Origin of the sequence: Rhodococcus sp. Ni2 (genome assembly GCF_021352185.1) — a bacterium.
Taxonomy (GTDB): Bacteria; Actinomycetota; Actinomycetes; order Mycobacteriales; family Mycobacteriaceae; genus Rhodococcus_F; species Rhodococcus_F qingshengii.
Window position 1 is genome coordinate 286,318 of sequence record NZ_WOXZ01000002.1, and the last position, 11,153, is coordinate 297,470.

Genomic DNA, 11,153 nt, shown 5'->3' on the forward strand with positions numbered 1-11,153 from the left:
CATGGCAGACGTACTGGCCGGAAAAGTGGCCTTGGTGACCGGCGCGTCCTCAGGGTTGGGGCGCGCGGTGGCCGAGATACTCCACCGCAGGGGCGCACAGGTTTTCGGTATCGCCCGCGACAAGGAAAAGCTGCGACAGTCGATGGTCGAGGTGGTCGGCGCGGATGGAGAGCGTCGTTTCGCGGCGACGGACGTCTCGGATTCCGCTCAGTGTGATGCGGCCGTGCAGGCGTGCGTCGACGAACTCGGTGGTATCGACATCCTCGTCAACGTGGCGGGATCGCACTCGTTGCGCCACACGGCAGACATTGCGGATTCCGAATGGGCACATGACCTTGCGGTCAATCTGAACGGACCGTTCTTCCTTTCCCGAGCAGCACTGCCGCACTTGCTGGAACGGGGCGGCAACATCGTCAACGTCTCCTCGATCGCGGGACTGGAAGGGCAGGCGTACTCGGCTGGATACTGTGCTGCCAAGCACGGACTCATCGGACTGACCCGAGCGATGGCGATGGAGTTCACCGGAAAGTCTCTGCGTGTCAACGCAATCTGCCCCGGCGGCATGATGACTCCTCAAGTCACCGGATTCACCTTCCCCGACGGAGTCGACTTCGACCTCGTCATGAAGGTTGCCTCGCCGCGTGGCTTGATGGAAGCCGAGGACGTTGCGAAGATGGTGGCTTTCGTCGCCTCCGACGACGCCTCGGCGATACACGGGGCCGTCTACTCGGTGGACAACGGAAAAATGGCATGACCCCGTTGGTCTCGGGACCGATCTTCCAGATCTGCTGGGCGGTCGAGGAGATCGAGGCCGCCGAACAGGAGTTCACTCGGCAGTGGGGAGTGGAGCGATGGCTACGTATGCCAGACATCGCCTTTGGTCCCGAGACCACAACGTATCGAGGTGAGCCCGCGGACTATGTCGTTCACGTGTCGATCGGATATGCGGGCAGCCAACAGCTCGAGTTGATCCAACCAGTGTCCGGACGCAACCTGTACACGGAGTTCCTGGAGACTCACGGCGTCGGAGTTCATCACATGGCTTGGGTTCCAGGCGATTACGAGGCGACGCTGCTCGAGGCCGAGCGTCGCGGAATGTCGGTGGTGCAACAAGGTCGGGTAGAGGGCGCCGGCATGGAGTTCTCCTACCTCGATGCCGGGCCGTTGGGTGGATACGTCGAGTTGATGAAGCTCTCGCCCGAGATTCGGTTGATGTTCGCTTCGCTCATTCCTGATTGACGGCAAACACTTTCGTGAAGTAATCGGAAACGTTCTCCGGGTGACCACGGAATCCGAGGTAGCCGTCGGGGCGAATGACCAGCGCCGCCGTACCTTCGACCCCATACGCGGCGCACAGTTGCGAGGCGTTGTCCTCGATGATCGGCACCAGCGAGTCGACGGTCACGGTTCCCGGTGGCACTATCGCGTAGACGTCCAGCAAGCCGTGCGCTGATCGAATTGCGGCGTCGGCGACCTTCTCCAAGCTGTTGATGCTCTCCGCGGATCCGTCCGAAGTCAGCAGTAACGTGTGGTCGACTCCGGACAGCAAGTCGAACAACCGAATTGGATACTGCACACCGTCTCGGCGCATTCCGCGTGCATCGGGTGCACGCTCGCCCGGTTGAACGTGTGGACTCGAAGAATTACGCCCGGTGTTCAGCGGACTCTCCGAGTAGTCGATCAACAATTGAGCCTGGCGCCGCATTGCCGTGTCGATGGAGGACTCTCCCGAACCGATTCCTTCTCGAGCATTTCGGACCGTCATCCCGACGACTTCTTCACCGACCGGCCGCCTTTCGGCGTCGTAGGTCTCGAGAAGATCCGCTTTCGCAACACCTTTGACGGCGAGCGCTATCTTCCACGCAAGATTGTGGGCGTCCTGGATCCCGGTGTTCATGCCCTGCGCGCCAGTCGGGGGATGGATGTGCGCGGCGTCGCCGGCGACAAAAACCCGTCCGCGGCTGTAAGCGTCGACGATGCGGTGGCTGATGCGGAAGACCGAGGACCATCGCAGCATCGAGGCGGTTGTCGGTTCTGGGGACAGTCTGTCGAGCACGGCCTGGATGTGATGGAGTTCAGGTGTCTTGCCGGTTGAAAAACCGTGTTGTACAGCGGCTTTGTTCGACGATTCGTCCGGCATCAACTCGTCCGGAACGAGCATCGACATGCGGTACCGCTTGTGTCCGGGAAGTGGGATGCAGACGAGTAGATCGTCGGTGGTTCCGTCGTCGGCGGTGTGGTTGGCGCGGACGGAGTAGCCGCTGGGTATCGACCAGTCGACTTCGACGTCGCCGAGCATGTAGCTCTCGGCAAACGCGCCGCCCTCGAAGCTCAGGCCCAGCCCTTTGCGGACCACGCTGTGCGCGCCGTCGGAACCCACCAGGTACCGGGCTGTCACAGTGCTGCCGTCGCTGAGGGTGCAGGTGACGGCGTCGTCGGACTGTTCGAATGCGGTGAGGCCGACTCCGCGTTCGACGGTTGTTCCCAACTCGGTGAGGCGCTCGGTGAGGATGCGCTCCGTCGAGTACTGAGGCAGGCAGAGAAACCAGTAAGGAACGTCGTCGGGGAGGGTGAGGTCGACGCGGCCGACCTCGACGCCGTTCGTGTACATGATCTGACCGCGCATCAATGTCGAGGCGTCGAGTGCCTGGCGGAGCACCCCCATGTTCTCGAAGAGTTCGAGAGTGCGTGGCTGAATCCCGACTGCTTTCGCGTATTGCCGCGGTTCGTCGAGGGGGTCGACTATTCGACAGGAGACACCGCGTCTGCGCAGCTCGATCGCGGTGGTCAATCCGATCGGGCCGGCGCCCGCTACCAATACGTCGGTATCCATGAGGACCCACTCACGTCGGGGACAGTCGGTCATTTCAGTATGGGTACGCGAACTTTTGTTTTGGGGAAATTCGCGCAGATCGGGCATTTTGGGGCTTTCCACACGGGTCGCAGACGTTGAGGTCGTGGGAAGATCGCGACGTGAAGGCAGGCGAGTTGCATCATGAGCCGCCTGGGTACCGGTGCCCGTTCTGTCGCTTCGCGCTGGGCGAGTTCGACGAGCACAACGCGTCGACCGACCTGGTTGCTCGAACCGACCACGCAATCGCTCGGATTTCCCCGAAGTGGTGGCCGGGCAACCCCGGCCACGTACTTGTGTCGCCGATCGAGCACTTCGAGAATCTCTACACTTTGCCCACGAGCGTCGGGCACTCGGTTTTCGACCTGGTTCAGGCCGTGGCTGTTGCAATTCGTGAAGCCTACGGCTGCGACGGCGTCTCGACCCGGCAGCACAACGAACCGGCGGGCAACCAGGACGTCTGGCACCACCACGTCCACGTATTTCCGCGATACGAGGACGACCACCTGTATTCCCGGCATGGCGAGGCGGCCTACGTTCCGCCTGAGGCGCGAGCGCCTTTCGGCGCACTTTTGCGCCCTCGATTCCTTGAACGCTGATCTCCCGCCACATCCTAGTGATGTACAAATCTGCGTGTTTGTAAAACTTTTACCTCAAAAATCGTTGACAAAACGCCATCATTTGTCCACTCTCTATACATAGATGTTGTTCGTGTCGCGGATTACCGCGCAGGACGCACTCACTGATCCGAACGAGAACTGGAGAATTCGATGGCGGCGTTGGTGTACACCGAGCCAGATGGTCGGCTCGCAACTTGGAGAGACCGGAAACGCTACTTGTGGCTGTTGGCGCTGATTCCGTCATCGGCAACTTTCATCGCCGTGGGGCTTGTTACCGCCACCGGATGGAATGTCTTCTGGTGGACCGGCCCACTGATCGCGTTTGCTCTCATTCCCGTCATCGACATCCTGGCGGGTGAGGACGGGAAGAATCCGCCCGACGAGGTGATCGACGAACTCGAGAACGACCGCTTCTACCGGTGGTGCACCTACGCCTATCTGCCGCTGCAGTACACGGCCTTCTTCCTGTCCTGCTACATCTGGGCGCGTTGGGATTTGAGCGTCCTCTCCAATATCGGACTGGCCGTGACGATCGGCGTGACGGCCGGAATCGGCATCAACACCGCCCATGAACTCGGGCACAAGAAGGAGAGCGTCGAGCGCTGGTTGTCCAAAATCGTTCTCGCGCAGAGTGCTTACGGTCACTTCTACCTCGAGCACAACCGTGGCCACCATGTGCGAGTGTCGACTCCGGAAGATCCGGCGACCTCGCGCTTCGGTGAGACCCTCTACGGTTTCTGGCCGCGCAGCGTCGGCGGGGGATTGAAGTCGGCGTGGCATCTCGAGAAGACCCGCTTCGAGCGTTTGGGCACCACGCACTGGAGCATCAAGAACGACGTGCTCAACGCCTGGCTCATGTCTGTAGTCCTGTTCGGTGTCGCGCTTGCAGTGTTCGGGATCGGCATCGCGCCGTACCTCGTGATCCAGGCGTTCATCGGGTTTTCGCTGCTCGAAGCGATAAACTACCTCGAGCACTACGGACTCCTGCGTCAGAAAACCGCAAGCGGACGGTACGAGCGATGCACGCCGGCGCACAGCTGGAACAGTGATCGCATCTGCACCAACGTCTTCCTTTATCACTTGCAGCGGCACAGCGATCATCATGCGAATCCGACACGGCGCTACCAAGCGCTTCGCAGTATGGAAGAGGCCCCTCAGCTCCCGAGCGGCTACGCCAGCATGATCATGCTCGCCACAGTTCCGCCCCTGTGGCGCAAGGTGATGGACCACCGCGTTCTCGAGCACTACCGAGGTGACATCACCCAGGTCAACATCGCGCCGAAGAAGCGGGCCAAGATCCTCGCAGCCTACGGGGTGAACGCATGAACGCCTACATCTGCCCGATCTGCGACTACACGTACACCGAATCGACAGGCGCTGCGCGAGAAGGCTTTCCGCCCGGCACACCGTGGTCGAGCATTCCGGACGACTGGTGCTGCCCCGACTGCGGTGTCCGCGAGAAGGTCGACTTCACCCTCGTCACGCAATCCTGATCGAATTACCCACCGGTGAAAGGAAAACCGATGTCCGAGACTGCCACTGCATACAAATTGTTCCGCTGCCTCCAGTGCGGGTTCGAGTACGACGAAGCGATCGGCTGGCCCGACGACGGTATCGAGCCGGGTACTCGCTGGGACGAGATTCCCGAAGACTGGTCCTGCCCCGATTGTGGTGCTGCCAAAGTCGATTTCGAAATGGTGGAGGTGGACCGCTGATGACAGCGGTCAGCGAGCCCGACACCCGGACCGTCGTGATCGTGGGCACGGGTATCGCCGGTTCCGGTGCGGCGCAGGCTTTGCGCAAGGAAGGGTTCGGCGGCAGCATCATCCTGATCGGCAGCGAACCTGAGGAGCCGTATCGCCGCCCAGCGCTGTCGAAGGAGCTACTGTCCGGGAAAGCGTCGATCGATCGGGCTCGGTTGCGGCCGTCGACTTTCTGGACCGAGCAGAGTATCGATCTTCGGATCGGCGCAACTGTCACGAGTATCGACACAGATTCCCGCACAGTACTTTTAGCCGACGGTGACAGCATCGACTACGACGTTCTGATTCTTGCCACGGGTGGACGGTCCCGACGGTTGACCGCGGAAGATTCTGAGCGCGTTCACTATCTTCGGGATATCGCAGACATGCGACGCTTGCAATCCCAGCTGATCGAAGGATCCTCGCTTTTGGTGGTCGGCGGTGGCTTGATCGGATCGGAGGTGGCGTCAACGGCACGCGACTTGGGTTGCAGTGTGCAGGTTCTCGAAGCGCAACCGGTGCCCCTGTCCAGGCTGCTTCCACCGTCGATAGCGGAGAAGATCGCCGCGCTGCACGCCTCGGCGGGCGTCGCCTTGCAGACGGGAGTTGACCTCGAGACGCTCACGACGGGTGCCGACGGCGTCACCGCACGTGCGCGTGACGGACGCGAGTGGACAGCGGACTTGGCCGTCGTCGCAATCGGATCCTTGCCCGATACCGATGTGGCTGCTGCGGCGGGTATTGCGGTGGACAACGGGATTTCGGTAGACGGATACCTCCGGACGTCTGTCGATAATGTGTACGCGATCGGCGATGTGGCCAACGTGCCCAACGGTTTTCTCGGCGGCATGCACCGTGGTGAGCACTGGAACACTGCGCAGGACCACGCAGTTGCAGTTGCCAAGACCATCGTCGGGAAGGAAGAACCCTTCGAATCCGTCCCTTGGAGTTGGTCGAACCAATTCGGCCGCAACATTCAAGTAGCGGGTTGGCCAGGCGCGGACGACACCGTGATTGTTCGAGGAGACTTGGACTCCTATGACTTCACTGCGATCTGCATGCGCGACGGAAATATCGTCGGTGCTGTGAGCGTGGGCCGGCCGAAGGACATTCGTGCCGTCCGAACCCTTATCGAACGCTCCCCGGACATCAGCGCCGACGTACTCGCCGATACAAACAGGGATCTGACCGAACTTGCGGCGGGTCTTGTCGCCTCACCGGTGCTCTGAGTGCACTCGTGACTTCTGTGGCTTGCGTGTCCACCGTTTTGACACCGAGCACGGGCGATGGAAATCTTCCCGATATGTCCACCGCTCGTGCCCGTGTCCCGTACCACGAGGCAGCTCGTCAACTCCTCCGTGCGTCAGCGCTCGACGCCACACGCGAACTCTTGACCGAGAAATCGTGGAACGACATCACGATGGCGCATATCGCGGAAGCTGCGGGCATGAGCCGGCAGACGTTGTACAAGGAGTTCACGTCCCGCCAGGGATTGGCGTCCGGATACCTCATCCGTTTCGTTGACGAGTTCCTCGAAGAGGTGGAACGCGAAGTAACGCTCCATCATTCGGATCCGCGGGGCGCGGTCTCGGCAGCCTTCCGTGCCTTCTTCGACGCCGGTGCCCGGGATCCGATGGTGGTCAGCATTGTCGGTCCCCGGCCGCAGCACGACCTGCTGAGCTTGGTCACCACTGACGGGACTCCGCTGCTCGAACATGCGAGCGCGAGGTTGGCCGAGATCTTCATGACCAGTTGGGCGAACGTCGACCGCATCCATGCCGAGATGTTCGGCAGCACGATAGTGCGTCTGGCGATCAGTCACGTGACGTTGTCTTTCGGTACCCCCGATCAGATCGCCGAGAACCTGGGGGAGATGTTCGGGCCGTTCCTCGATCAGGTCATCGGTTCGGGCACAGTCGAACCGAACTGAGCCGACAGGATCGATACGGTTTCCGGGCTAGGACGGAAGTTCGATCGAGCGTGATCGCCGTAGTTCTTTGGTGGGAAATATCGTCGTTATGTGTGAATCCGCGTCTCACTTCTCGGTAGCGTGCCGGGCGTAGATCGAGGTGCGATCCGCAGGGGGTGGCTCGCGTGAATTTCCGTCAACGGTGGAGGAATTCGAAGATGAAGAGCCGCAACAAATCTCGAGTGATGTCGACAGTCGCGCTAGTTGCAACATTTGTCATGGCCGGTGCAGGTGTGGCAATTGCCGACGAATCATCGTCAGGGTCTTCCGGCAGCGGATCGCTCGGTTCCTCCGGTGCGGCAGCCGTTGATCCGTTGACCTTCGACGGTTGGGGCACGTGCCCGATCGAGGATCTCGAGGTGACGACGTGCGCCAGCGTCGTAGTTCGCGGAGGGACCATGAAATTGGGCGCACTTTCGGTGCCGATCCCGGACGGAAGCCTCAAGGTTGCGGGCGGAGTGAAATACGCGACCCAGTCGGACAACAGTTTCATCGAGACGTTCGTCGCCAAGCAGGACGGGTCCAACGGGGTCTATTCCAATCCGATTTCGGTACCCGGAGGTGCTCTCGGGATCGATACTCCGCTGGGACTGACTCAGATCAGCGCGACAGTGGAATCGGTGGGAGTCCCGGATCTGAAGGTTCTCGAGCAGGAACTCACCATGCCTGTTCGATTGAAACTGTCTAATCCCTTGCTCGGTGACGATTGCTACATCGGTTCGGTTTCGAATCCGATCAACCTTCACCTGACCACAACCGGAAACCCTCCGTCGGAACCTATCGGTGAGTTCCCCGGTGCAGTGTTCCCGGCAGTCCCACATTCGGATGCGGTGTTTGCGGCGCCGGGAGCCAGCGGGTGTGGACCGCTGGGTGCGCTCAACTGGGCCGTGAATCTACGCGGGGGAGTGCCGGCGGCCAGCGGAAAGAACTCTCTCACCACGTCGAGCGACGTCTACGCGGTGGCTGCACGAAAGGTGCGACCGCCTGCCTGACGGACGCGCGGGCGCTGGAACGTAAAACGAGGGCCGACCCGTGGGTCGGCCCTCGTTCTACACAATCAGGTCAGCTGACCTCGGGATCACGCACCGTGATGGTGCCGTCCCTAACCGCGTCGGCGATGCTGTCGTGCAGTTTCGGGCATCCGTCTTTCAATGCCGACGACTGCCCGGAAGCAATTGCCTCTTTGAAGGTGTGGCAACGCAGCGCCGGGTCGGAAGTCCACTGAACGCTGGTGTGTTTGTACGTGTTCTTGCGAACCAGTACGCACGCGCCGCATGCCTTGCAGTCGACTTCCTGCAGACCCGAGTCGAGGTATTCGTGCTTGTCCTCGATCGTCTGGGCCGCGATCGCCTCGAGCCGTTCCGTTTGCCCGGCAAAGTCCGGTGCCTTGGCCCAACGAGCCCACCGTGCGTCGGTTCCGATCGAGGCGCTCACGACTAGACCTCTGCTTCCTTCTTTGCCGCTTCTGCTGCAGCTTCCTTCTCGGCCTTCTGGCGTGCGAGGTTTTCCTCGACCTCGGCGTGCCAGGCTTCGTTTGCCTTGGTGGTGTCCACCTCGAACTCGAAGCGCTGCGTCATCTTCTCGGTGACGTCGGCCTTGTCCACGTAGAACTGCTCGTACCAGCGTCGTAGCTGGTAGACGGGGCCGTCTTCTTCGCAGAGAAGGGGATTCTCGATCTTGGTCTTGTTCTTCCAGATCGCGACGTCCTGCAGGAATCCCTCGCTGATGCCCTCGGTGAACTTGCCGGCCAACTTGTCGGCCATCTCGTCGGAGACACCCGTCGGCTTCTTCACCGTCACGCCCCACTGCAGCACGAACGAGTCCGGGCTGATCGGGTAGTGGCAGTTGATCAGAACACTCTCGACCTCGTATCCGCTGTAGCTGTTCCACAGGGGATTGACCATGTACGACGGTCCGTAATACGCAGCTTCGGAGCGAAGCAGCGTGTCGCCGCCGTACTGGGAGGCCATTCCGATGTCGGGACGGCCCGTGGTGTTGAGGTACTGAGTGGCGATCTCACCTTCGAAGACATTCTTGAAGTACGTCGGGAAGGCGTAGTGGATGTAGTAGAAGTGCGCCATGTCGACCACGTTGTCGATGATCTCGCGGCAGTTAGACCCCTCGATGACCATGGAGTTCCAGGTCCAGTCGGTCCATTCGTCGCTGTACGCACCCTCGATACGAGGAATCACGATCTCTTCGGGCGGCGGATTGCCCTCGGGGTCGTTCCAGACGAAGAGCTGACCGTTCTGCTCGAGGGTCGTCCACGCGCGGGTGCGTGCGAGCGGAGGCACGCGGCGGGCATAAGGAATGCCGGTGCACTTGCCGTTGCCGCCCCAGCGCCAGTCGTGGAAGGGGCAGGCGATGGAATCGCCCTTGACCTCGCCTTGTGTGAGGTCACCACCCATATGACGGCAGTATCCGTCGAGAACTTTGATGTCGCCCTTGCTGTCGGCGAACACCACGAGCTTCGTACCGAAAGCCTCGATCGCGTGCGGTTTGCCGTCCTTGAAGGTCTTCAGTAGACCCAGGCAGTGCCAACCGCGGGCGAAACGAGTTTGCACCGTTCCGACGTCGATCTCGCGAATCTGCGCCATTGTGACCTCACATCCCTTCTAGCTGTTAGTAGAACACGTTATAGAACTCGATCCGGTTCCGCCAGATTTTGGGGGCACTTGTTACAGCATTGCGGCCACAAACGGGACCTTTGTCAGCGTCTCGACAGAAAAGAGAACGTGTTCTAGTCTCAAGTGTAAGTGAACCAACCGATCGAGGAAGACGGGAGCGTCGAAGTGGGTAACCATGACAGCCACGAGGTGATGCAGAGGCTCGACGCACTACTGCCGGCACTGCGCGAGCGCGCACAGGAGACCGAGGATCTGCGTCGTATCCCCGACGAGTCCATCAAGGCTCTTCAGGAAACAGGCTTCTTCCGCTTGCTGCAGCCGAAGCAGTGGGGCGGATACGAAGCCGATCCGGTGCTGTTCTACTCCGCGGTCAAGAAGATCGCCAGCGCGTGTGGTTCCACAGGGTGGGTCTCCTCGATCATCGGGGTACACAACTGGCACCTCGCCCTCTTCTCTCAGCAGGCACAGGAAGACGTGTGGGGCAACGACACTGACGTTCGCATCTCGTCCTCTTACGCCCCGATGGGTATGGGTGAAGTAGTCGAGGGTGGATACAAAGTCAACGGTGCGTGGGCGTGGTCTTCGGGTTGTGACCACGCCAGCTGGGCCGTTCTCGGTGGTCCGGTGTTCAAGGACGGCCGCGCAGTCGATTTCGTGAGCTACCTGATTCCTCGCGAGGACTACCAGATCGACGACGTGTGGAATGTGGTCGGTCTGCGTGGAACCGGCTCCAATACCGTTGTGGTCAAGGATGTTTTTGTTCCCAAGCATCGCGTTCTGAGTTTCCGGGCGATGAGCGAACTGACCGCCCCGGGCCTCGAGAACAACACCGCGCCGGTCTACAAGATGCCGTGGGGAACCATTCACCCCACGACGATCTCGGCACCGATCGTCGGAATGGCTTACGGAGCTTACGAAGCGCACGTCGAGCACCAGGGCAAGCGTGTGCGCGCTGCGTTCGCCGGCGAGAAGTCGAAGGACGATCCGTTTGCCAAGGTGCGCATCGCGGAGGCGTCCAGCGACATCGACGCCGCGTGGCGTCAGCTCTCCGGCAACGTCGCCGACGAGTACGCGTTGATCCTTGCGGGCGAAGAGGTTCCGATGGAACTGCGGCTGCGCGCTCGACGTGACCAGGTGCGCGCCACGGGCCGCGCGATCGCCTCGATCGACAAGCTCTTCGAGAACTCCGGCGCCACGGCGCTGCAGAACGGCACTCCTATTCAGCGTTTCTGGCGCGATGCTCACGCTGGTCGCGTCCACGCCGCCAACGATCCCGAACGCGCCTACGTCATGTTCGGAACCGGCGAATTCGGTCTGCCGATCACCGACACGATGGTCTAGAGG

General features: G+C 61.0%; 13 protein-coding genes. 10 read left to right on the plus strand and 3 right to left on the minus strand.

Annotation, left to right across the window (positions count from 1 at the left end; all coding sequences use genetic code 11):
• The first annotated feature begins 1 nt into the window (after position 1).
• Both GN300_RS14935 and GN300_RS14940 read left to right on the plus strand, forming a co-directional pair.
• On the plus strand, positions 2-754 hold the full coding sequence (locus tag GN300_RS14935; protein WP_003945607.1) for an SDR family NAD(P)-dependent oxidoreductase: 753 nt from the start codon (positions 2-4) through the stop codon (positions 752-754).
• Positions 751-1,239, plus strand: a complete 489-nt coding sequence (locus GN300_RS14940) for a VOC family protein (RefSeq protein WP_058227278.1) — start codon at positions 751-753, stop codon at positions 1,237-1,239. Before GN300_RS14935 ends, GN300_RS14940 begins: the two co-directional genes overlap by 4 nt.
• On the opposite strand, the gene GN300_RS14945 is transcribed toward GN300_RS14940, so the two are convergent.
• A complete protein-coding gene (locus GN300_RS14945) occupies positions 1,226-2,833 on the minus strand; it encodes an FAD-dependent monooxygenase (protein WP_063315038.1) in 1,608 nt (535 codons plus the stop codon). The genes GN300_RS14940 and GN300_RS14945 overlap by 14 nt on opposite strands.
• 140 nt (positions 2,834-2,973) lie before the next feature.
• Here GN300_RS14945 and GN300_RS14950 point away from each other — a divergent pair, with 140 nt between their 5' ends.
• The 7 genes from GN300_RS14950 (at position 2,974) to GN300_RS14980 (ending at position 8,174) form a co-directional block, all read left to right on the plus strand.
• Positions 2,974-3,450 carry an HIT family protein gene (locus tag GN300_RS14950; RefSeq protein WP_054826824.1) on the plus strand — a complete coding sequence of 159 codons (477 nt, stop codon included), beginning with the start codon at positions 2,974-2,976 and terminating at the stop codon, positions 3,448-3,450.
• Between the two features lie 171 nt (positions 3,451-3,621).
• The gene (locus tag GN300_RS14955; protein ID WP_003945652.1) at positions 3,622-4,797 is read left to right on the plus strand and encodes an alkane 1-monooxygenase; all 1,176 of its coding nucleotides are present in this window, start codon (positions 3,622-3,624) and stop codon (positions 4,795-4,797) included.
• Positions 4,794-4,964 carry a rubredoxin gene (locus GN300_RS14960; RefSeq protein WP_007734092.1) on the plus strand — a complete coding sequence of 57 codons (171 nt, stop codon included), beginning with the start codon at positions 4,794-4,796 and terminating at the stop codon, positions 4,962-4,964. Before GN300_RS14955 ends, GN300_RS14960 begins: the two co-directional genes overlap by 4 nt.
• Before the next feature lie 30 nt (positions 4,965-4,994).
• Positions 4,995-5,186 carry a rubredoxin gene (locus GN300_RS14965; protein ID WP_007734094.1) on the plus strand — a complete coding sequence of 64 codons (192 nt, stop codon included), beginning with the start codon at positions 4,995-4,997 and terminating at the stop codon, positions 5,184-5,186.
• On the plus strand, positions 5,186-6,442 hold the full coding sequence (locus tag GN300_RS14970; protein ID WP_063315037.1) for an NAD(P)/FAD-dependent oxidoreductase: 1,257 nt from the start codon (positions 5,186-5,188) through the stop codon (positions 6,440-6,442). Before GN300_RS14965 ends, GN300_RS14970 begins: the two co-directional genes overlap by 1 nt.
• 74 nt (positions 6,443-6,516) lie before the next feature.
• The gene (locus GN300_RS14975) at positions 6,517-7,143 is read left to right on the plus strand and encodes a TetR/AcrR family transcriptional regulator (RefSeq protein ID WP_007734097.1); all 627 of its coding nucleotides are present in this window, start codon (positions 6,517-6,519) and stop codon (positions 7,141-7,143) included.
• A gap of 197 nt (positions 7,144-7,340) precedes the next feature.
• Positions 7,341-8,174 carry a hypothetical protein gene (locus GN300_RS14980; protein WP_063315036.1) on the plus strand — a complete coding sequence of 278 codons (834 nt, stop codon included), beginning with the start codon at positions 7,341-7,343 and terminating at the stop codon, positions 8,172-8,174.
• 70 nt (positions 8,175-8,244) lie between these two features.
• Here the strand turns inward: GN300_RS14980 and GN300_RS14985 are convergent, their stop codons facing one another.
• Both GN300_RS14985 and GN300_RS14990 read right to left on the minus strand, forming a co-directional pair.
• Positions 8,245-8,616, minus strand: coding sequence for a hypothetical protein (locus GN300_RS14985; RefSeq protein ID WP_003945499.1), 372 nt, complete (start codon positions 8,614-8,616; stop codon positions 8,245-8,247).
• 2 nt (positions 8,617-8,618) lie between these two features.
• Positions 8,619-9,779 carry a Rieske 2Fe-2S domain-containing protein gene (locus tag GN300_RS14990; protein ID WP_003945847.1) on the minus strand — a complete coding sequence of 387 codons (1,161 nt, stop codon included), beginning with the start codon at positions 9,777-9,779 and terminating at the stop codon, positions 8,619-8,621.
• Between the two features lie 195 nt (positions 9,780-9,974).
• Here GN300_RS14990 and hsaA point away from each other — a divergent pair, with 195 nt between their 5' ends.
• Positions 9,975-11,150, plus strand: coding sequence for a 3-hydroxy-9,10-secoandrosta-1,3,5(10)-triene-9,17-dione monooxygenase oxygenase subunit (gene hsaA, locus GN300_RS14995; protein ID WP_039973406.1), 1,176 nt, complete (start codon positions 9,975-9,977; stop codon positions 11,148-11,150).
• Positions 11,151-11,153 lie beyond the last annotated feature (3 nt).

Bases quoted from the DNA above. Each gene is read 5' to 3' on its own strand.
- GN300_RS14960 (WP_007734092.1), top strand. From the start codon at position 4,794: ATGAACGCCTACATCTGCCCGATCTGCGACTACACGTACACCGAATCG.
- GN300_RS14990 (WP_003945847.1), bottom strand. From the start codon at position 9,779: ATGGCGCAGATTCGCGAGATCGACGTCGGAACGGTGCAAACTCGTTTC.
- GN300_RS14940 (WP_058227278.1), top strand. From the start codon at position 751: ATGACCCCGTTGGTCTCGGGACCGATCTTCCAGATCTGCTGGGCGGTC.
- GN300_RS14975 (WP_007734097.1), top strand. From the start codon at position 6,517: ATGTCCACCGCTCGTGCCCGTGTCCCGTACCACGAGGCAGCTCGTCAA.
- GN300_RS14965 (WP_007734094.1), top strand. From the start codon at position 4,995: ATGTCCGAGACTGCCACTGCATACAAATTGTTCCGCTGCCTCCAGTGC.
- GN300_RS14970 (WP_063315037.1), top strand. From the start codon at position 5,186: ATGACAGCGGTCAGCGAGCCCGACACCCGGACCGTCGTGATCGTGGGC.
- GN300_RS14980 (WP_063315036.1), top strand. From the start codon at position 7,341: ATGAAGAGCCGCAACAAATCTCGAGTGATGTCGACAGTCGCGCTAGTT.
- GN300_RS14945 (WP_063315038.1), bottom strand. From the start codon at position 2,833: ATGGATACCGACGTATTGGTAGCGGGCGCCGGCCCGATCGGATTGACC.
- GN300_RS14955 (WP_003945652.1), top strand. From the start codon at position 3,622: ATGGCGGCGTTGGTGTACACCGAGCCAGATGGTCGGCTCGCAACTTGG.
- GN300_RS14935 (WP_003945607.1), top strand. From the start codon at position 2: ATGGCAGACGTACTGGCCGGAAAAGTGGCCTTGGTGACCGGCGCGTCC.